Below are 21,629 nucleotides of genomic sequence, written 5' to 3' on the forward strand. Positions count from 1 at the left end.
ACTGGTTGACCTTTTTTTAATAGAATCTATTATATCAGTAGCCAGGGTAGGACGTACGGGTGCGTGGGACTTGATCCCGTGAACTAAACTGTCCCCCCCTACTTGTAGAAACATGTTTGAGGCTGGTTGGGACGTAGATCTCGTCTATTATATTAACAATCTGTTCCTTTAAATAATTAGATCTAATAATAGCGTAAATACTAATCCTGATACAGCAACAATGGTCGAAAGTACGGTATAAGTTCCAAATGCTTCTTTCAAGGTCATTCCCAGAGACTCTTTAACCATCCAAAATCCAGCATCATTAACATGTGATGCAATTGCACTACCAGCTCCAGTTGCAAGTGCAACTAGTTCTAAGTTAACGTCGGGCATTGTAGCGAGTAATGGAAGAACTAACCCTGCAGTCGTTAAAGTTGCAACAGTTCCTGAGCCTAAGCAAATACGTAATATTGCTGCGACACTCCAGGCAAAGAATACTGGTGACATAGCAGATCCTTCAAATAATTTAGCGACATAATCACCAACGCCGCCATCAATAAGTACTTGTTTTAAAGCACCGCCGCCACCAATAATTAATAGCAGCATACCTAAGGAATTGATTGCTGAAGAACAAGAATTCATCAAACTTTTTATCGGAACATTTCTTCTCAACCCCATTGTGTAGATTGCCAGCAATAAAGAAAGCAACATAGCAGTCGAAGAGTTACCAATAAAACGAATAATTTTTACTAGCATATTATCTTCAAATCCCATAGCTGGTTGAATCATATCTACAGCGGCACCTAAAGCCATTAAAATAACAGGAAACAATGCTGTAAATACACTGATACCAAAACCTGGTGTTTCTTCTAATATGAATGTTTTTTGTACACCAAAAGACTCACTGCCTTCTCTAGTCCATGCAGTCGGCACAATTTTTTTAGCAAGCTTAGGATATAAAATACCTGCTAAAATAACAGTTGGTATTGCGACAATAATTCCGTAAACTAAAACTAAGCCAATATTTGCACCATATTCTGATGCGACTGCTGTTGGACCAGGGTGTGGAGGTAAGAAAGCGTGTGTCGCTAAGGCCGCTGTAACCATAGGAAGACCTAAGTGTACAATAGAAACTTTTAATTCTTTTGCTATTGAAAATATAATTGGCACTAATAATACAATTGTTACTTCAAGAAATAATGCAATACCTACAATAAATGAAGCAAATAAAACAGCCCATTGAATTCTTTTTTCTCCAAATTTGTCAATTAGGGTTGTGGCAATACGATTAGCTCCACCTGCATCTGCAATTAACCTGCCAAGCATTGCGCCCATTCCAAATATTAAAGCAATATGACCAAGCGTTCCGCCTAAACCGTTTTCAATTGAACCAACAACATCTGCCATAGGCATTCCCAATGCTAATGCTACGATGAATGAAACAATGATTAATGAAACAAATGTGTTTAATTTGAAGCCCATAATTAAAATAAGTAACAATATAACTCCAATGGCAATAATTATTAACGGCATTGTTGTTCCCCCGAATCAACCTTTTTGTAAGTGCTTACATTTCTTAGGGTTGAAATGAAGGACAAGAAACATCCTCCATTTCAATTATTAACTTATCAAGTATTATTGGTTTTCTATTTTCTATAAATTACTTCTTGTAAAATTTGGGGCATATTGTGCAGCAAGCTTAATGCACTCTTCCATGCTTACGCTTGCTGCAATGTTTTTACCTGCAATATCAAATGCTGTACCGTGATCGACAGAAGTTCTTAAGAACGGTAGACCATTTGTAATAGATATTGTTTTGTGGAAGTCCGTCATTTTTGCAGCGATATGTCCTTGGTCATGGTACAAAGATAGAACAGCATCATATTTTCCATTTAAAGCTTGGAAGAATACGGAATCAGCTGGAACTGGTCCTACAGCATTAATACCATCCTTTACAGCTGCTTCAATACCCGGTTTAATTTGTTCTACTTCTTCCCAACCAAATAAACCGCCTTCACCACTATGCGGATTTAACCCAGCAACTGCGAATTTTCTATTTTCTACACCTAATCTTTGAAGAGCCTTGTCACATCGAATAAGATAATCACGGACTCTTTCTTTCGTCATTTGTCCAATAGCATCTTTTAAAGATAAGTGACGAGTTAAGAAGAAGATCCTCATTCCGTTTACTTCAAACATTGTTAATGGGTCGTCTGAACCTGCTAAATCTTCAAGCATTTCAGTGTGTCCAATATAAGGAACTTTCGCTGCTTTTAAAGATTCTTTGTTGATTGGTGTTGTAGCAAGTGCTTTGACTTCTCCTGCCAAAGCCAATTCCACCGATTTTTTAATATATTCAAAAGCTCCTTGGCCGCATTGTGCAGATACTTGACCGTATTCAAGCTTATCCATGTCGATATTATTTAAGTTCATGACATCAACAGTACCAAACTCATACTTTCCTTCTGCTGGAGAATTCACTTCATTAATTTTCAAATTCGCTTCAACAATGGAAATCGCTTTTTCAAGGACAGCTGAATCACCAATGACTAACGGTTTACACACATCATAAATCTCTTGTTTAGCTAAAGATTTCATTGAAATTTCTGGGCCTATACCTGCTGCGTCACCCATTGGGATTGCAATAATTGCTCTTTCAATATTCATTTATTATTCCTCCTTAAAATTTTGCCTCCAAATATTTAACACTTGTATATATTGCTTTTTTATCTCCAGCCGTGCCACCTTTAGTGACAAGCGGAATACCATCAAAATATCCTCCAATAAACTGGCCGTACGCCACAAGAGGTAAAATTTCATCTATCAATTTAATTCCTTCTGCCCTCACTATCGAACATAAGGAGGCAGTTACATCTCCACCGCTGGAAAAACATCCGCCAATCTCATATTTGCTATTTTGAACAACTACTCTAGTGATTTTACCTAACCCATCAGCTATTCTTTTTGCTAGTGAATCCTGGCTAAACCCTAGTTCTTTTGATAATTCATTAAGATTAAGTACTTTAGCGGTTGGGGAATCTGTTGTGATAATTAAAATGTCTTGTTTATCCATTTCCTCCAAAGTCTTATTAATGACTCTTGCTACCTCTTCATCCCATCTGCTATCTAAAGTAGCCAATTTTTCCGGATCTACATAGATTGAACGAGAATTTGTTTTTTCCATTAAATAATTCAATTGCATGGTGCTATTGGATGTAACACTGCCGACTGTAACAATAATTTTTTTATCTTTAATATGCTGGCGGCTGAACGCTTTAGAATATGCAGCTGTTAATGGTCCTGGATCTGCCGGAATCATCTGATATTCTTTAATCTTTGCCATTGCACCAGCAAGAGCATCTATATCTTCATTTGTAATGGCATCTAAAACAAGAATACGATCTCCCAGTTCGATTTTTTCTCTAATTGCTTTTTCAATTTCATCTTTTCCGGCCAGCACAGTTTCAAGATTAATATGTGAAACAGGGTATTTGCTTTGCTTTTGAACAATTTCTGGTACATATGATTGAGTAACTGGAATAACAGGATCCTTTGCTACATCTGTCAACTGTACTGGCACACCATGTACTAATAAATAACCTCCTGCCGTAATTCTTCCTGAATCAGGGAAAGATGGGACAACAACCGCAATAGCTTTTTCACCAAGCTCTGTCAATAATGTATCAATTTCAATTCCAATATTACCTCTCCCTGTACTATCAATCCGTTTGCAAATTACATTTACGCCCCATTTTGTCAGATTCTCAATAACTTTTTTCACTCTCATCTGAGCAATATCTTCTCTTGCATATCTGCTATCTGTATCTACGATAATAGCGTTGATAGAATCAGAAGAAGGAAGGTTGTCATATTGAACCATTGTTGCTACATCAAAGCCTAATTTAGTGAGCCTTACACCAGTTCCATTTCCACCTGTCAAATCATCTGCAATGACTCCTATTTTCATTTGGCTTCACTCCCTTCAACAGTAACAACTTGCAAATGTTCTTTTAATATCTCCTCACAGACATCAGTTATGCCATCATCCGTAATCACTCCATCAATACATGAAAGGTGGCAAACCTTTGTGAGAGATTTTTGGCCAAACTTGCTCGAATCAGCCACTAACCATGTCGTTTCTGCCGATTCTATCATTAATTTTTTTATGGAGGCTTTTTCAAATGTAGGTGCTGTAATTCCTGCTTCTAGATGGACAGCATGTGCTCCTAAGAAAAATAAATCAACATGCAAATTTCTCAAAACTTGTTCCGTTAATGGACCGAATAAGGCCCCAATATTATTTTGAAGTTCCCCACCTGCTACAATTACTTTTACTTCACTATCCATGAGTTCAGCTGCAATTTTTATATCATTTGTGACAACTGTTAAGTCCTTTTTTTCTTTCAGCAACTTTGCTATTTCAAGTGTCGTCGTTCCTGAATCTAATAAAATTGTGGAGTGGCTTTGAATAAAGTTCATCGCTTTCTGAGCAATTTGCCTTTTTTGGTAACTGTATTTTCCTTCTTTTACTTGGAATGATGTTTCAATAACCAATGGCTTATTCAGAACCGCCCCTCCGTGAGTCCGGATGAGCTTTTCCTGAGCTTCTAAATAATTTAAATCTCTGCGAATGGTCATAGCTGAGACATTTAAATGATCAACTAACTGTTCAATATCCATTTTTTCGTTCATACTTAATTGCTCTAAAATAAATTTTCTTCGGTCATTTGGTAACATTTAAACCACCCTTGTTAATTATAAACATATTATGTCAGTTTAAAACAATAATGTCAATAAGTTCATCTAATTATTGTTCGTAATTAACATTTTAGGTTTATATTGAATATTAAATGTTGTTTTAAAATAAAGAAAACATGAATTAAATGATTCTATACTGTGCATGTCAACGAACGTTTTGGTGCTTAATCAAGTTGAATTTTTACCATCAAGACGCAAAAAAATAAAGAAGCCCTATTCCGGATTTCCTTATTTTTCACTAATATGATATAGCCTTTACATTTAACTTGAAATACAGTAATCTTCTAATCTTTCAATTTGGTTATGACTTTGTCCAAATTAGTTGTAAGGTTGTTTAGATCCGAGTCTACCACCCTGTTACCTCTTTTCATTCTTAAAAACCTGTCTTTCACGGTGTAATTATGAAGTAGGTATCTGTCTACACGAGCTGCTTGAATCAATTTAAAATAACTGAGTGGTAGTTAATCGCAAGTTGTTAAAAGTTAGTCTTAAACAATAAACTAATATATCGGCTCAGTGATCTTCAACAATCTGGTCAATCTGAACAATCGCTTGTTCTACCTGTGCCATGACCTGAAAAACCGAGTCACTGTCCTAATGAGTAGTTTCGATGTTGCCTCCTAGGTAAACCCACATACTTATAAAAACCGTATGCTAAATCACTAGAAAAGAATCCATTTTGATCATTTTTTTCAAATTTTTACAAAGGAGAAACATCAGCTTCATTGTTGATTCCGTAAGTAATAACTTCCCCTGATGATAATTTACGAGAATGTTCAAAACTTGGGTCATCTGCATTTAGGACAGCATATGGGGGTTTTAATGTTTATAATGCATTAACTGGTATAACAGCAGCGTTAATTGAAGGAATACCCCTTGAGAATATTAGAAGTAGAAGGAAAAGTAATTACTGTATTTGGTTGTGGTGGGGATAGGGATAAAGGAAAACGACCAATTATGGGAGAAATCGCTAGTAGAAGTAAAAACCGAATTCCTTGCGATGTCATGGTAATATTTTTACTCTTTAATTGATTTTAATACATTTTCTAAATCATCTGGTGTATGAGCGTAGTCAACTAAAACAAGATAATCCACTATTTCCATCCTGCCACTTATACTTGTTAACAAGGAAAGAACAGTAACATTGTTTTTGTTACTTCTGATAATCCACGCTCAGAAGACCCTATTAAAATTATGAATGACATAGAAAAAGGAATGAAAAAGTCTTATTCATTACAATATGAATTACTCACTGATCGAGAAGAAGCTATTTATAAAGCTATCAAAGAGGCTACTTCAAATGATGTTGTTATAATAGCTGGTAAAGGTCATGAGACCTATCAAAAAGATTTAAAGATAAAACAATTCATTTTGATGATAAAGAAATAGCGAGAAAGGCAATATCTGAGAAGTAGTATTAATTACTTTTAGGTCTTAACTTTAACCAGGCATCGACTTTTTGCAGTTTGTGAAGTATTGTACTTAAACTAACAGGTGCGTTAGCTGAAGATCGGATCTGACTTTAAGACAGCTTTTGTATGAAAATACATTAGTAAAAAAGCCATGCTAAAATAAACCCTCCATATTCTCATTATTTTTTTGATGGGGGTAAATGTACTATTGCGTTATTTTAACTGGTTATGCAGTTTGTTGTTCAGATGGAGCTATTGTATAGCCTTTCTTTTTTAGGTATTCGATCATTTTTAATTCTTTGTTGTTTTGTTTTTCTTCAAGGTAATTTGAGCCTAGTTCATGATAAGGTTCTCCTGTTTTTAAGATGTTGTAAGCTATCGTTAATAGTAAATGGGCAGAAGCGATTCGTCCCTTCATTTTTCCCTGTCGTTTGGTAATTCTTTTTCGATGTGAAGCAATTCGATTATTTTGCCTTGAAGTCGCTAATACACACTCTACGGCCATCGTTTTCAAAGCTTTGTTACCTTGTGTGGTTTTACTCGTTTTTTTTTTACCAGCACTTTCGTAATTTCCGGGACTTACACCAGCCCAAGAGGCAAGATGTTTAGCCGACTTAAATACGGACATATCAATGCCCATCTCTGCAATAAAAGTGGCTGCGGCAGCTTTGTTCACACCAGGTATACCATCCAATAATTCTACTTCCTTATGATATGGGGACAGGAGTTGATCAATTTGTTTTTCCAATTCTTCTATGGCTTTTTCTAAATAACCCATATGCTCCCAATGGTAACGCAACATATCACGATGATGACGGCGAATACGGCCATTAATTGCATGGGCAATGTCAGTAATACTTGCTTTTGTTCGCCAATCCACCATTTTTCGAAGACCATCGGTCTCTATTTTTTCACCGTTTAGAATGGCTTCAAGTATACGGCGTCCCGATACACCAAAAATGTCTGATAGAACGGATGTTAGCTTGATATTAGCATCTTGAAGAATTTTGTGAATGCGATTCTGCTCTGATGTGCGATGATGAATCAATTTTTTTCGATAACGAGTAAGATCTCGTAAATCACGAATATCCTCTGGTGGGACAAAATTGCTTTCAATAAGTCCGCATCTTAGAAGCTTGGCAAGCCATTCGGCATCTTTTACATCAGTTTTACGCCCTGGAACATTTTTGACATGCCTGGCATTGGCAAGAACAAGTTGAAAAGATCCTTCGAGTATATTCCATATTGGTTTCCAGTAGACTCCGGTACTTTCCATCACAACATCGGATACCTGAAGGGTAGTTAACCAATCACTTAAAGCCAAGAGTCCTGTTGTTGTAGTCGAAAACGTTTCAATAGAGATTTTTGGCTTTTTATCTAATGGACCAAATAATACACAGGCTACTACTGTTTCTTGGTGTACATCTAGGCCAGCACACCGTTCAATCATTGCTTCCATAGGAGAATCACCTCAAAAAAAGATTAACAATACATATGACAGGAGATTTGTTACAAAAAATTTTGTATACGTACTAGCAGTACACTAAATGGTTCTTCCATACTGTCACAACCAGTTTCTTATACAGGGTATCTTCCTTAAGATCCACCAAAAAAAGCTCAGCCTGGTTGTATTGTTATCATCCATTATCGTCAAGGGGTTAATGGGTTAGACTCTATTTTTGAGTGTAGATTTTCGTAGTAGATGGTGGCGGCGAGGAGCGCCGCCATAGGAGTTTCTTATAGAACTAAAGGGGCAGGATAGTTGAACAAAATAACAAAAGGAAGGAGAGAGAAATGTCATCGAATGAAAGAAAAATGATGGATAATGCCTTGAAAAAAGTTGTGATACCTGTTTTAAGAAAACATTAAAGGCTCATTACCTCACTTTAGACGAATGAATGAAAATAATATAGATTTAATTACTTTCCAATTCAACAGATGGATTGGTTCATTTATAGTTGATTGGCAACTTGTCTAACAGAATCTCTCATTGGAATTCATATTTTCTTATTTTACTAAAGAAAACCCCAATTTATAAAAATGAATTTAAGTCTTTTTCACTAATTTTCGCAAAAATAATGATTTTTTAGAACATTTAAAAGAGAAAGTAGGTAGAAAGAGCTGTAAAATTAACCCAATAGCAATTCAATAGAAAGGCAATTAATATTATTGTATGAATATTTTAAATTTTTAGAAAGGAATATTTTTTTCGGGAAATCTTCTATTTAACTAAGAGAGTAGGGAACATATGAAAATTCATTCATTCATTAAACGAACAGCGGCGATTACGCTGTCAGCTGGTTTGCTGCTATCATCAACAAACACGCCTTTCATTCCTTATGCAAATGCAGCGAACATAAAGGCAGAAGACGTCTTGGCTTCGTTGACAAGTGAACAACGAAAAGCGTTAAATAAACTTGAAATGACAGATAATGTTGGATTGCAAGGATTTAAAATGGAAGAGTTAAAAAAGGATAAAGAAATCTCGGTCATCGTCCAGTTTAAATCAAAGCCGGGAAAAGTTGCAGTCTTGGATGCGAATGTAAAAGGAAAGAAGCTTTCTAAAAAACAAGCGGATGATCAAGTAGAAAAGGAACATGCTCAGTTTAATAAAGACATTCAATCGATTCTTCCATCTACTAATCTTAGAAGCAAGAAAACAGGTCATAAAATCACTTCTACCTTTAAGACCGTTTATAACGGGGTAGCTATGAAGCTGCCAGCTAATCAGGTAGAGCAGCTTTTACAATCCGAAGTCGTTAAAGCAGTATATAAAGATGTAGAATTTAAGGTCGAACCGATCGCCATGGGAGAGAAATCAGCCCCTGGTACATCCGTTGAAAGTATTCCATATTTAAAAATTGACCAGCTGCACAATGAAGGTATTACAGGAAAAGGAATCAAAGTTGGGGTTCTTGATACAGGGATTGATTACAACCACCCTGATTTGAAGGATGCCTATAAGGGCGGTTACGATTTAGTTGATCAAGATAATAATCCAATGGAGGCAACGTACAAGGATTGGCAAGCATCGGGGCAACCAGAATTTAGCTGGTCCGGTTCTTCCTATTATACTTCCCATGGAACACATGTCGCAGGTACCATTGCTGGACAAGGAACGAATGCAGAGGTTTCTGTGAAAGGTGTGGCTCCTGATGTGGATTTATATGCGTATCGTGTTCTTGGACCATATGGATCAGGATCATCTGAAGGGGTCATTGCAGGTATAGAAAAAGCTGTAAACGATGGCATGGATGTTATCAACCTTTCCCTCGGATCGGACATCAATGATCCTTATGATCCAACCAGTACTGCCATTAACTATGCTGTCCTTAATGATGTAACAGCAGTTGTAGCAGCTGGAAATGCAGGATCAGATGATTATACATTAGGTTCACCTGGCTCAGCAGCACTTGCTTTGACAGTCGGGGCGAGTGATGTACCGATGGCGGTTTCTACTTTCAGTGGGAAAATCGGAAATAAAGATTCGATCGAACTTGTTAGTTTGGCACGCCACTATTCAGACCATTTAAAGGAATGGGAAGGGAAATCCTATGAGGTAGTGAATGTCGGTTTAGGAAATGGCTCTGATTATTCCGGCAAGGATGTAAAAGGGAAAATTGCACTTGTGGAACGCGGCGAATTCGCCTTAGCGGAAAAGGTCAGCAATGCGAAACAAAATGGAGCAGCCGCCGTTCTTCTTTATAACAATGTGGAAGGGCAAATTAATGCCAATCTTGGAGAGTCCGTTGACTATGTGCCGTCATTTTCTTTAACAAAAGAAGCGGGAGAAAGCATTAAAGCACAGATTCAAGCAGGTGAAGCGAATTTTACTTTCTCCAAATACGCGGATAAACAGACAGAAGGTGACCACTTAGCGGACTTTAGCTCAAGAGGCCCGGCAAGAGAAACATACGATATGAAGCCAGAAGTGACGGCACCGGGAGTAAGTGTTCTCTCAACAATCCCTTCTTATATGGTGGACGCTGAACATCAAGAAAACTATCAATATGCATATTCAAGATATTCTGGAACATCTATGGCTACTCCTCATACAGCGGGGATTGCAGCACTCATGCTTCAAGCGAATCCGCAATTAGAGCCGGAAGATATTAAAGTCGTTCTAATGAATACGGCAGATCCTCTCAACGGAGACTACAGTGTATTTGAAGTTGGAGCAGGAAGAGTTGATCCATACCAAGCTGTGTATAGTGGAACAAGCTTCAAAATTAACGATAAAACATTTGTTCCTGGTGCTGAGGAATTAATCAAGGTAAAAGAATTGACGGGCGGACTCAGCTTTGATGTTCACTATGCAGATAAAAAGCTAAATCTAAAAAAATCAATCACTATTGAAAATAATGATAAAGTAAACAAAACATTCAGTGTCACTGTAACTGAAACGAATGGTTCAAATAGCTTGAAGGAAAACGGAGTGGAGCTGGATATTCCAAGCAAAATTTCTGTAAAAAGTGAAGACTTCAAAAAAGTAACACCACGTTTGCTTATCCCTAAGAAAGCAAAGGATGGAATTTACGAAGGCTATATTACATTAACAAACAATGCGAATTCATCAGAGCAGTATCGGATTCCTTTCAGCTTCCGAACAATGGAAGATGGGTTTAATAAGGTTGAGGTACTAAATCCTGCCTATTCCCCAAGTCATTTAAACCAAGTGGCATGGGATCCTATGCGTACTCCATTTGTATTTGCTGATTTTAACCTTCGTGCACCAATGGAAAAAATGGATGTCGTTCTTCAAGATGGCAAAACAGGAAAGGACCTCGGGTTGGTCGGAACAATAAATTTAGATTACGCTTATGACAATGTAGATTATGGATTATATGCATTTAATGGAGCTTTTTATGAGTTTACAGGAAACTCAAAACAGCCCATTTCGGAAGAAGCAAGTTATGTGAAAAAACCGGGACATTACAAGTTGAAATTCATTGGTACAGGTACTTCCGGGAAGGTTACAACTGAAACGCAGCATTTGCTCATCGATCTCGATGCACCGAGCTTCAAAAGTTCACTTGATGGAAAGTCTCCATTTATTGAATATAAGCCAGGTCAAGAAACATATCCATTCGACATTCAAATCACAGATCAAACCATTGACGAACTAAAGAAATTGGGCGTAAATATCGATCAATCATCGAACTCGATGGTGTATTACTGGGGTCAAGGTGGTTTCCCTTCTACGCCAATTCCAATGGATAAAGAAGGAAAGTTTGTCGAAGAAATCGCCCTGGATGAATCCATCCCAGCACTTCAATTCCGCATGAATGGATATGATATGGCAGGAAACAAACCGGCAACAAAGCAATATTACTTTGTAAAAGAAGGTACACCTGTCGCGTATACTATTGGCGAAAAGTATGAGGTGAAAACAGGCGATACGGTAAAAGCAACGCTATCATTAGATAACCTAAACGCAGTGTCAAAGGCGGAATGGAACTTTAATGGTGACGGAGACTTTGACAGAGGTTTAGATAGCGTAGAGTTAGTTGATGCCAAGCTTCACAGCAAATTCTCGGACAAAGCCTCTTTAACGATTAAAGACAAGGTCGTTACTGTCCAATTTAATGAAGAGAGTAAAGCATTAGACCATGCAAAAGTCGTTGAGGTTACGTTAAAGGTTCAGGATGATCAATATACCCTTGGAGCAGCCATTAATCCGATTGTGAGCGTAATGGATGCTAATAATCAGACAAGCAGTGTGTTAAAATCTGGTTATAGTTGGAAGGTTAACCCTCAATTCTCAATGGCTAGAGGTTATGTCACTCCGCAAGGATTTAAAAATGAAGATGGTACTGTTACAGAGAAAAGGGATTGGAGCAAGGTTGGCGGTACAGTGAAAATCTTTGATTCAGAAGGAAATGAGTTCGATGCGACATCAACGGTAGAAGAAAATGGACAATATGTATTCAACAAGCTGCCGTTAAGCACAAATGCCTTCACGATAGAAATGAAAGTCCCAGGCCACTTTGTCACGAAAGAAAAACTAAATTCTGGTATAGGTTTTGAGCACAATGGTGAGTTATACGGTCAAAATCGCTGGATACCTGCCCTTGATATTACTGCAGGTGATGTAAACCAAGACAATGTCATTGATGTTCTAGATGCGATTGAAATTCAAAATGCATGGAAAACAAAGAAGCGTGCAGCGGATATCAACTTTGATAGAATAGTTGATGCTAAAGATATGAAATATGTTCAAACAAACTATCTCAAGCAAAATGAGCATGTCGATAATGCTCCAAAACCAAAGAAGAAGTATAAAGGTAAGACATTAGAATCAATTTTAGTTGAGTTGGGAATACAGCCATAAATATTAAAAAACACGATGAAAGCTTAGCTTCATCGTGTTTTAACTTTTAAAGAAAGTATAAAATTTTTCTAAAAGTATTTTTAAAGAAAGAGAGTATTCCAATAAGGTTGCGTTATTTGAATTTTCTTCAGAATAAAATATTGAGGTAGATTGGGAATTCGTAAAAAAGGGAGACAAGAGTGAATATTGAAAAAGCTAATAAATAGAGGGAAGGTATTAAAGTAGTCTTGCGCTTTTCTTAATTTTACTAGAATATATAGATTATATATTCATTTTTTTTCAATATATACTAGATAAAATTACAACCTAGAGGTGAAGCTATGATTGAGGGGAAACTTATCAAGTTTTATCGTGAAAAAGCGGGGTTGACTCAGGGGCAGCTTTGTGAAGGAATTTGTTCTGCTACACATCTTAGTAAGATAGAACGAGAGATAACAGAATACTCAGGGGAAATTACTCACTTATTGTCCCAAAGATTGAATATCTGTCTTGATGATGAATTTGTGCGGTATCATAATCTTCAACAGAAACTAAAGTTATGGCACAACACGTTCGTTATGCAACAAAGCAAAGAATCAGAAATTTTAAAAGATGAAATCGAAAAAGAAACACTGATTCAATTGCCAGATTTTCAAGTTTTCTATCAATTACTCTCTGCAAGGTATTATTTATCTAATTATCAATTAGAAACAGCATTATTAATTATTCAAAACCTGCAAAAAAATGAATCATCTTTTTCTCCGCAAGACCGCAATATGTTAAAACATGTTCTAGGTATGTATTATTTTCACAACGGACAGTATCGAGATTGTATTCAAATTTTAACATCGATTGATCAAATTCAATATAATCAATTTGAATATTATTACCATTTGGCACTAGCCTATCACCTTATTCATTTTAATATAATATCGTATTATTATGCAGAGAAAGTTCTTGACTATTTTCAAAAAACGTTAAATGTCATCCGGATAATTGATACAGAGACGATCATGTTATTACAATTAAATGCAAAGGAGCTTCATGATTTTGAAGAGACGAAAGAACGTTACGAACAATTAATACGTACCTGTGATACCATTAATGAAATAGACCGTAAATCAAAGCTCCTTAATAATCTTGCATTTGAACTTTACAGAAGAAAAAAATACAAAGAAGCATCCGAACTATACAAAGAAGCCATGGAACTAATTGATGAAAAGGTTCCTCATTATTTAACTGCATTAGATGGTTATATTAATACTTGTTATAAAGGAAAACTACTTCCATTCGAGATTTTATTGGAATTAGCACATAAAGGCCTAAGAATAGCAAAATCTACAAAATCGTATAACTGGATTTTTTTTGAATTACACCTTTATCAGCTTAATCATGAAGAAGAAGATTACTATCATTTTATTGAGACTACAGCCCTTCCTTTTTTTAAAAATATGGGCTTCACCATGTTAATTGAACACTACGAAAAAAAACTCTTCCACTTCTATAACCGAATTGGTGCCGTTCAAAAAGCATTGGACCTTGCCAATTCTTACATTCAAGGCAGAAAGAGCTACTATGATCATGAATAAGTCTTAATAAAAAAAGATACTCTATGCAGATGTTAATGCTGCATAGCCTACGTTTCCGAGAACATATAGCCAGGCTCAAGCAAGAGTTAAGCAACCAGTACAAACTATTAAAGTGAAAATAAGCAAAATTCCTCAAGAAAAACGTATGGAAGAAATTGTTGTAACTATAAGGTTAAATGAAAAATTTCTAGCAAAATCATATATTCCTAACACTCTTTTTAAGCACGCGAGATTTGAAAATATCGGATCAAGACGGTGGGAATTTTACCGAGAAGAGGAAGAAGAAAAGCATTATAGCAAAATGCATTTCGTTAAAATGAATTTGGATAGCTTGGAAACTTTGAAGAAATCTTAAACAAGGAAGAGGCTCGGTACGAAACAAGCCCTTGATGCGTATAAACTTCACTTGGAACAGTTATTAGAGGAATATGGATGAAGAGTTGACGGTCGAGGATTTACTGGTGATTTTGTTCATGGACTTTCTGAAAAGGATTAAAGAAAAGGGAAACTCAAGCCAGGCCATGAAGGCCATTTTATGGAACTTTGAGGATTACTTTTGATAAGCGGTCAAAAAATTAGGCACAGAAAGGATATTTCACCACTAACCTTTTATTAAAGATCTTTTGCACTGAGGTTCAAGGGTGATGAAATCCTGGGATTAAGCGAGTATTTGTAACGCTACTACTTCTGAATTCATTTATAAGGACCTCTTTCGGTTTTCACTTAGTGAATAGGGTGCATTTGAATTTGAACATCGAAGGGATATAAGTTTTGATGGGGATATTTTTGAATCATTACAAGAGCGACCTCTAAACGGGTTTGCTCTTTTTGTGTGATTGAAATAATGTTGTCGCGGTCTGTACGGGATGTCTTTATGCTAATTAGCGATGTACTACATCCAGGTGAGGCGTATAAAATTTGGAGGCAAGAGTAAGCTAACATACGTATATAAGCTGCCGCGGGAGGTGAATAAGTATGAGTAATGATGCAAGAGGTTCTAAAAAAAATAAACGAAATGATGCAAACCATGTGAATGCTGAGACGAAAGCCAATCAAAGACGAATTTCAGAAAAGAATAACCAAGAGAATAATGATAAGAAAGAATAATGGGAAGGTTCAGTAGGGACTGATTTTTTTTGATTCCACTATAAATTTCTTCTCATATAACAAATAAAGAATATAGAAAAAAATTTTACTAGAGAACTGATATATCGACATCAGTTCTCTTTATTGATTTATCACTCGAAAAAGAAGGTCATATTCAAGACCATGAACCTCGTTAGAAAATATAATATTAAAAGTGATCTCTATAAATATAAGATAGTTTCCTTTTGTCCTAGAGTTACTGCCTAATTGAAACCATCTTTTACATAAGCTCTAGATTTATGATAAGGAAGAGAGTGTGGAAAATTATAGTATTAATCTTTGCGTAAAATATCTATTTTACGCACCATAAGTGGACTGTAAAAAACGCTTTTTAAAGAAGGCTGAGCCTTATGAGTGATCTGATTGAGTTTGGTAAATCGTTAAACAAAAACCTCCAAACATAGCAAATTAAGCAGAGGCTAGCGCGACGACCAAAAAAAGATTAATCTCACATGAGTGCTACCCATAAAGGGCGCGACAATTACAGATAAATGGTAAAAAATGAAATGATCATAGAATATCATTGTCTTCATTTATCGATTGGTTATGTTTGCTGAGCAGATGAAGGATGAAACGGTTACCGGGATAATTAATAGAATAAAGTTTAGTTGCTAATAACTGATTATATTGAATTTTCTAAATATTATTGATACTATTATGATGATTATACTCCGAGTTAAGGGCTAAAATCGTTATTTAACCATTTATTTAAAATAAAATACTACTAATTAAAGGAGTGGAATTAATGGATCAATTATTTAAAGGATTAGATGATATTTATAACGAAATCGTCGATATTCGACGCCATCTTCATCAACATCCTGAGCTCTCTTTTGAAGAAGTGAATACAGCAAATTATATTGCGGCTTATCATGAAAAACTTGGGCACAAAGTACGGAAAAGTGTTGGAGGAAATGGGGTTTTAGCTTATCTAGAAGGAGATAAACCCGGGCCGACGGTTGCTGTAAGGGCAGACTTTGATGCACTTCCGATTCATGAACAAACAGACGTACCGTTTAAATCAGTTAACGAAGGTGTTATGCATGCATGTGGCCATGATGGGCATACAGCAACATTATTAGGCCTTGCAAAAGTTCTAAATGGCATGAAGTCGGAAATTGAAGGGACAGTTGTTTTTCTCCATCAACATGCCGAAGAACTACCTCCAGGTGGAGCCATTGCTATGATAGAAGATGGTTGCCTAAATGGGGTTGATGTAATTTTTGGAACGCACTTACAGGCACAGATGCCTTTAGGTGAAATTGGTTATCGGACAGGCCCTCTCCAAGCAGCACCTGATCGTTTTGATATAACAATTCAGGGTAAAGGCGGACATGGCGCTGCTCCGCATGAAACAAAGGATAGTATTGTAATTGGAGGACAGTTAATCGGTAATCTACAACAAATTGTTAGCCGGAAAGTAGATCCATTAGAATCTGCTGTTGTATCTGTTTGTGCTTTTGAAGCAAAAAATCCTTACAATGTTATTGCAGATACAGCTACTTTAACTGGTACAGTTCGAACATTTAAAGAAGAGATTCGTAATTTTATAGAAAAAGAAATTGAAAGAGTCGTTAAGGGAACATGTATTGTATCCGATGCAACCTATGACTATAAATATATGAGAGGATATCCGACGACAGTTAACCACAAGGAGGAAACTGAATTCGTTGCGAAATTGGCTCACTCAGTACCTGGTGTTGAATCTGTTAAAGAAACCCCACCTATTATGGGTGGTGAAGACTTTTCCTATTATTTAGAAAAAGTAAAAGGAACTTTCTTTTTCACAGGAGCAAAAAGTCCTGATTGGGAACATGCCTATCCACACCATCATCCAAAGTTTGACATCGATGAACGCTCGTTATTAATCGCTGCAAAAACTCTTGGGGTAGCGACATTACAATACATGAAGAATAGTGCAAAGACTTTATCATCACAACAAGTATAAAAAAATAGTGAAATTTAGGGGCCTATTTGTATTTGGCCCCTAAATCAAGACCAAAAATGAAAAGGGATGATAAAGATGACAATTGAAACACAAAAACTTTGGAAAGATTGGCGAGTACATGCCACCGTCTTTGCTATCGTATTACTGTCTGAAACGATTGGTACACACCAAATTCCGTTAGGACCAGGAGTTATTTTATTATTGCCAATGCTTTATGCAGTTATAATTGGAATTTCATTATTCTTCACACCACTTGTTAAGGAAAAGCAATCCAAAAGTGCTGAATCACTTGTTTTTATATCGGTTACATTACTTATTGCGAAGTTTGGGGTACAAGCAGGGCCAGCCTTGCCTCTGTTAATTGAAGCAGGACCTGCACTACTCCTTCAAGAAATAGGAAATCTCGGCACCATTTTTCTGGCCCTTCCAGTCGCAGTTTTACTAGGCTTGAAACGAGAATCTATCGGAATGACACACTCTATTGGACGTGAGCCAAATGTCGCTTTAATTACTGATAAATACGGTTTTTCCTCACCAGAAGGCCGTGGAGTTATGGCTGTATACATATTTGGTACCGTTTTTGGCGCTATTTTTATGGGATTAATATCTGGATTGTTAGCAACTGTTACGCCCATTCATCCATTATCCTTTGCTATGGCAACAGGAATAGGAAGTGGAAGTATGGCAGCTGCTGCATTAGGTCCTCTAGTTACGGCGTTTCCAGAAATGAAAGATCAAATTATTGCTTTTTCAGGTGCAAGTAATCTTGCAACATCTGTAACAGGTTTATATGTGAGTATTTTTATTGCTTTGCCATTAACAGAAAAACTTTATGTATGGATGACAAGAAGAAAAAGTAAAGATATAAAATCGAATGTGGGGGTGTAACCAATGTTAAAGAACATCCAAGAATGGGTATTAGTTTTAGGTATTATCGGAGTTGTGGTGTTAATTGGAAATTGGATTGGCTATGATATACTCCCAATTACTGCTTTACCAGGAATGGTTATATTAATCCTTATTTCTTTAGCTGGTCTGATTATCGGTAAACTAGTCCCACTCAAAATCCCAAGTATAGCTTACATTGGAATATTAGGTTTTATCCTTACTGTTCCTAGCATGCCTGGATCAGATCAACTTGTAAAGTGGACTGCAGATGTCAGTCTTTTAGCAATAGCTACACCCATTTTAGCCTATGCTGGGATAGGTATTGGCCGTTCATGGACAGACTTTGCTAAACTAGGTTGGAAAACGATCGTTGTTGGAATGTGTGTACTACTTGGTACCTTTTTGGGTTCTGCAATTATTGCTGAAATTGTTCTGCGCTTTCAAGGGATTATTTGATTTGAGGGTAAATTGATATATCACCAAATAAACTAACTAGTTTCTTGGAATGAAATGGACGGCGTTCATAGCATATTGATTCTAGATGATTTTGCTACTGTTCAAGCGGCCGTTGAATCAAGTGACGACAATGCAAAAATACTTAAAAGGCGAGGTATGGATGATCCTAAAAAGATCGTAAAGACCTCGCTGACAGTAAGTTATCTTGGTGGTGATCCGAACAAGGTGGTATATCGACCGATGCCGAAAAACTACGATAGTGAATAGAGTGATACCAAAATGAAATTTCAGTTAGAGTTATACGAACTTCATTAATAATCTCCCGTAATTTCAAAGTGAATACTATTATATTCCTCCTTATAATATAATTTAGTGTTCAGATTTAAAAGACCCAGGCCTTTATTTCATCAATGACTACTTGTAATGTCTACAAACTTTTTAAGTGACCATAAAGATTGCAACACTGAAGGGGGACAAGGCTAACCCCAGAAATTTTGGAGTATTAGTAGGGTTTTAAATTTGCACGGGATATCGAGTCTAATTAACAAAAGGGCTTAGATAGCATTATCTCTGGTAACATCCCATGTCCATTTATGCGTAAAATTTCAGTTTTACGAATAAATGGACATGGGAATGAATGTTTGGTATAATCTTCATATTATATTAAGGGAGCGTGTCTTATGTATACAGAGATGTTTCAAACCATTCAAGATACTCTCATAAAAAAAGTAGATCCCGTTTTCATTATTATTTTTGGTTCTTATGCAAAAAACTCTACACATAAAGAAAGTGATATTGATATTGCTTTCTACAGCGAAAATCAATCCCTTACTACATATGAAGTTTTTCAGCTGGCACAGGAATTAGCAGATATTCTGAAAATTGAGGTGGATTTGGTCAATATCCGTACAGCATCCACGGTGTTTAAAGCCCAGATATATACTACCGGCACAATTATATATTCAGCGAACGACACTCTTCTTAAAAACCAACAAATGACTGCTCTTAGCATGTACGCTAAATTGAATGAGGAACGCGAAAGTATCTTAAAAAAAATAGAAGAAAGTGGGACCATTTATAAAGAATGATGTCATTTTGAACAAAATCAGGTTTATGCCAACGATGCTGAAAGTCTAAAAGACTTTACTAAACAAGACTCGATCATACCTCAATATTCAAAGGGTATGTGAAGCGTCAATTGACTTGGCTATGCATATTGTAGCTGAACAGAAATTGGGATTGCCTCAGCAGATATGCGTTTGATATGCTTCCCAAGGCTTTAATTAATGACGAAAATACGGCCAAACGCTGAAAGGCTATGTTGGGTTTCAGGAACATGGCAGTTCATGATTACCAGACGGTGAATTTAGACATTTTACAGCAAATTGTTGAAAACCATCTAGGAGATTTTATCGACTATACATAACAAATCCTTAAATTATGATAAAGGGGTTTTATGATGAAATACATAATACGAGTTTTTGATCTCCATACGAAAAAAGAAACTATCAAGTTAGATGAAGTTTTTGAAACGAAAGATGCTGCTGAAGCTGCTATCGAAAAGCTTAAACTTCAATATCCAGAAAAATATGAATATGTGAAAGTTCCTGTGAAATATTAATTCAATTCAGTCATATCCCTACATGGACTTTTACGTTAGGTATTTAACAACACATAATATTATTATGTAAACAACTTTGCGTAAAAATTGAATTTTACGCAAAAATCAACTTAAAAGGAGTCGACCAATGGCTAACACCAGACAACATCAAGTTCATGAGCAGAAGTTGGAACAGCTGGTTAAGTCCATGCCTTTCTATATCGTTGAATATGTTGACAATAAATTGGATACCCGGTCCCCTTCCACCCTCTTGAATTACGTTCTTGATTATAAATTATTTTTGGAGTGGCTGATAGCTGAAGGCATTGCTGAGCAGGAGTATATTAAGGATATCCCTTTGACAGTGCTGGAAAAGTTGAAGTTGATTGAAGCCCAATCCTTTATAAAATTTTTGGAACGGAGAAATATCCCTATCAATAAGAAGGAAACAAAAAAAGCGGAAAAAGTATCCGTCAACCGGAAAATTTCAGCATTACGTTCCCTTTTCAAGTATTTAACGACACAGACAGAAAATGACGACGGCGAACCTTACTTCTACCGAAATGTCATGTTGAAAATTGAAGTGAATAAAGTGAAAGAGACTTTGGGGGCGCGGGCTTCCAGAATATCGACAAAGATTTTCCACAATGATGAGGATGCTCGGTTTCTTGAATTCGTGAAGCATAACTATGAAAAGGAACTACCTGAAAAGTCCAGGAAACTCATTTATTTTAAAAGGGACAAGGAACGTGATTTTGCGATCGTATCCCTCTTCTTAGGAAGCGGAATTCGGGTGAACGAGTTATCCAACTTAAGGCTACGAGACTTGGATTTCGAGGAAAAACAAATACATGTTTTACGTAAGGGTGGAAAAAAGGATGTTGTGGCAGTCTCTCCTCCGTCTATGCAGGACATAAAAGACTACCTAGCTATACGAACGGAGCGTTATAGCGGATCAAACGATGATGATGCTTATGTATTCTTGACTAGGGTGAATGATGGAGCGACCCCTCTCTCCAATCGTGCCATCGAGGCCCTAGTTAAGAAATATACGAAGGCATTTAAGACCAATAAATCGATGTCCCCACACAAACTTAGACATACCTATGGGACGAACTTAATGGAGCAGTCAGGAGACATCCATTTACTGATGACTCAACTTGGTCACACTTCAACCACCACGGCTGCCCTATACACAAACCCTGAGCAGGAGAAGGCTAAAAAGGCTGCGAAACAGCTGGGAGAGAGAAGAACCAATTATCGTGAAAAGGATTAAATGAAAAAGGAGAAGATTTCTTTATTATTTTAATTAGAATGTATAGCCAATAAGGGTAGACCTATAATTCAGGACGACTTGCTTTATAAAAATGCCCCTCTCGATTATGAGAAGGGCATTCTTTACGAAGTTTGACCATGACAATAAAAAATTCACCCAAAATCAATCACGGACCAACTCAACGCAAGCAAGGAGATTACAACATACAACTCGTGAAAGCAAAAAATAGAAACGTGCCTATTTAGACACGTTTTTCATATGTTA

The 21,629-nt window shown here is 36.6% G+C and carries 17 protein-coding genes and 2 pseudogenes; 14 read left to right on the forward strand and 5 right to left on the reverse strand.

The genetic code is table 11. From position 1 onward, the window contains the following. Nucleotides 1-168 precede the first annotated feature (168 nt). The 4 genes from ACDZ29_RS27700 to ACDZ29_RS27715 all read right to left on the reverse strand — a co-directional run bounded on the left by ACDZ29_RS27700 (nucleotide 169) and on the right by ACDZ29_RS27715 (nucleotide 4,719). Nucleotides 169-1,515 (reverse strand): gluconate:H+ symporter, encoded by a 1,347-nt coding sequence (locus ACDZ29_RS27700; RefSeq protein WP_375091318.1) that lies wholly within the window; start codon nucleotides 1,513-1,515, stop codon nucleotides 169-171. Nucleotides 1,516-1,635: 120 nt separating this feature from the next. Then, nucleotides 1,636-2,649, reverse strand: coding sequence for a 4-hydroxythreonine-4-phosphate dehydrogenase PdxA (pdxA, locus tag ACDZ29_RS27705; protein ID WP_375091319.1), 1,014 nt, complete (start codon nucleotides 2,647-2,649; stop codon nucleotides 1,636-1,638). 13 nt (nucleotides 2,650-2,662) lie between these two features. Then, the gene (locus ACDZ29_RS27710; protein WP_375091320.1) at nucleotides 2,663-3,949 is read right to left on the reverse strand and encodes a four-carbon acid sugar kinase family protein; all 1,287 of its coding nucleotides are present in this window, start codon (nucleotides 3,947-3,949) and stop codon (nucleotides 2,663-2,665) included. Continuing rightward, the gene (locus ACDZ29_RS27715) at nucleotides 3,946-4,719 is read right to left on the reverse strand and encodes a DeoR/GlpR family DNA-binding transcription regulator (RefSeq protein ID WP_370017184.1); all 774 of its coding nucleotides are present in this window, start codon (nucleotides 4,717-4,719) and stop codon (nucleotides 3,946-3,948) included. The genes ACDZ29_RS27710 and ACDZ29_RS27715 overlap by 4 nt, the downstream gene beginning before the upstream one ends. Before the next feature lie 897 nt (nucleotides 4,720-5,616). Between ACDZ29_RS27715 and ACDZ29_RS27720 the strand changes: the two genes are divergently transcribed. Then, nucleotides 5,617-5,772: a hypothetical protein gene (locus ACDZ29_RS27720; protein ID WP_375091383.1), complete on the forward strand. Its 156-nt coding sequence runs from the start codon at nucleotides 5,617-5,619 to the stop codon at nucleotides 5,770-5,772. Between the two features lie 96 nt (nucleotides 5,773-5,868). Continuing rightward, a pseudogene (locus ACDZ29_RS27725) lies at nucleotides 5,869-6,155 on the forward strand (glutamate ligase domain-containing protein); the annotation flags it as partial. Nucleotides 6,156-6,378: 223 nt separating this feature from the next. Here ACDZ29_RS27725 and ACDZ29_RS27730 read toward each other — a convergent pair. Next, entirely contained in the window at nucleotides 6,379-7,611 is a 1,233-nt protein-coding gene (locus tag ACDZ29_RS27730; protein WP_375091321.1) for an IS110 family transposase, read from the reverse strand. Nucleotides 7,612-8,400: 789 nt separating this feature from the next. Here ACDZ29_RS27730 and ACDZ29_RS27735 point away from each other — a divergent pair. The 12 genes and pseudogenes from ACDZ29_RS27735 (at nucleotide 8,401) to xerS (ending at nucleotide 21,365) form a co-directional block, all read left to right on the forward strand. After that, a complete protein-coding gene (locus ACDZ29_RS27735) occupies nucleotides 8,401-12,483 on the forward strand; it encodes a S8 family serine peptidase (protein ID WP_375091322.1) in 4,083 nt (1,360 codons plus the stop codon). A 320-nt stretch (nucleotides 12,484-12,803) separates the two neighbouring features. Further along, the gene (locus ACDZ29_RS27740; RefSeq protein ID WP_375091323.1) at nucleotides 12,804-14,051 is read left to right on the forward strand and encodes a transcriptional regulator; all 1,248 of its coding nucleotides are present in this window, start codon (nucleotides 12,804-12,806) and stop codon (nucleotides 14,049-14,051) included. Between the two features lie 112 nt (nucleotides 14,052-14,163). Further along, a complete protein-coding gene (locus ACDZ29_RS27745; RefSeq protein WP_375091324.1) occupies nucleotides 14,164-14,406 on the forward strand; it encodes a hypothetical protein in 243 nt (80 codons plus the stop codon). 73 nt (nucleotides 14,407-14,479) lie between these two features. After that, nucleotides 14,480-14,611, forward strand: coding sequence for a hypothetical protein (locus tag ACDZ29_RS27750; RefSeq protein ID WP_375091325.1), 132 nt, complete (start codon nucleotides 14,480-14,482; stop codon nucleotides 14,609-14,611). A gap of 415 nt (nucleotides 14,612-15,026) precedes the next feature. Continuing rightward, nucleotides 15,027-15,158, forward strand: coding sequence for a hypothetical protein (locus tag ACDZ29_RS27755; protein ID WP_289323225.1), 132 nt, complete (start codon nucleotides 15,027-15,029; stop codon nucleotides 15,156-15,158). A gap of 784 nt (nucleotides 15,159-15,942) precedes the next feature. Continuing rightward, entirely contained in the window at nucleotides 15,943-17,145 is a 1,203-nt protein-coding gene (locus ACDZ29_RS27760; protein ID WP_375091326.1) for a M20 family metallopeptidase, read from the forward strand. Nucleotides 17,146-17,220: 75 nt separating this feature from the next. Further along, complete coding sequence (locus ACDZ29_RS27765) at nucleotides 17,221-18,033, forward strand: DUF3100 domain-containing protein (RefSeq protein ID WP_375091327.1); 813 nt, start codon at nucleotides 17,221-17,223, stop codon at nucleotides 18,031-18,033. A 3-nt stretch (nucleotides 18,034-18,036) separates the two neighbouring features. After that, nucleotides 18,037-18,489 (forward strand): hypothetical protein, encoded by a 453-nt coding sequence (locus ACDZ29_RS27770; protein ID WP_375091328.1) that lies wholly within the window; start codon nucleotides 18,037-18,039, stop codon nucleotides 18,487-18,489. Nucleotides 18,490-19,181: 692 nt separating this feature from the next. Continuing rightward, nucleotides 19,182-19,577 carry a nucleotidyltransferase domain-containing protein gene (locus tag ACDZ29_RS27775; RefSeq protein WP_375091329.1) on the forward strand — a complete coding sequence of 132 codons (396 nt, stop codon included), beginning with the start codon at nucleotides 19,182-19,184 and terminating at the stop codon, nucleotides 19,575-19,577. Further along, nucleotides 19,567-19,915: pseudogene (locus tag ACDZ29_RS27780) on the forward strand (DUF86 domain-containing protein). The gene ACDZ29_RS27775 and the pseudogene ACDZ29_RS27780 overlap by 11 nt, the downstream one beginning before the upstream one ends. A 33-nt stretch (nucleotides 19,916-19,948) precedes the next feature. Next, nucleotides 19,949-20,110 (forward strand): hypothetical protein, encoded by a 162-nt coding sequence (locus ACDZ29_RS27785; RefSeq protein ID WP_375091330.1) that lies wholly within the window; start codon nucleotides 19,949-19,951, stop codon nucleotides 20,108-20,110. 127 nt (nucleotides 20,111-20,237) lie between these two features. After that, nucleotides 20,238-21,365, forward strand: a complete 1,128-nt coding sequence (gene xerS, locus ACDZ29_RS27790) for a tyrosine recombinase XerS (protein ID WP_375091331.1) — start codon at nucleotides 20,238-20,240, stop codon at nucleotides 21,363-21,365. Nucleotides 21,366-21,629: the final 264 nt, after the last annotated feature.

The sequence above is a fragment of the Peribacillus sp. RS7 genome, from assembly GCF_041956845.1.
GTDB lineage: Bacteria > Bacillota > Bacilli > Bacillales > DSM-1321 > Peribacillus.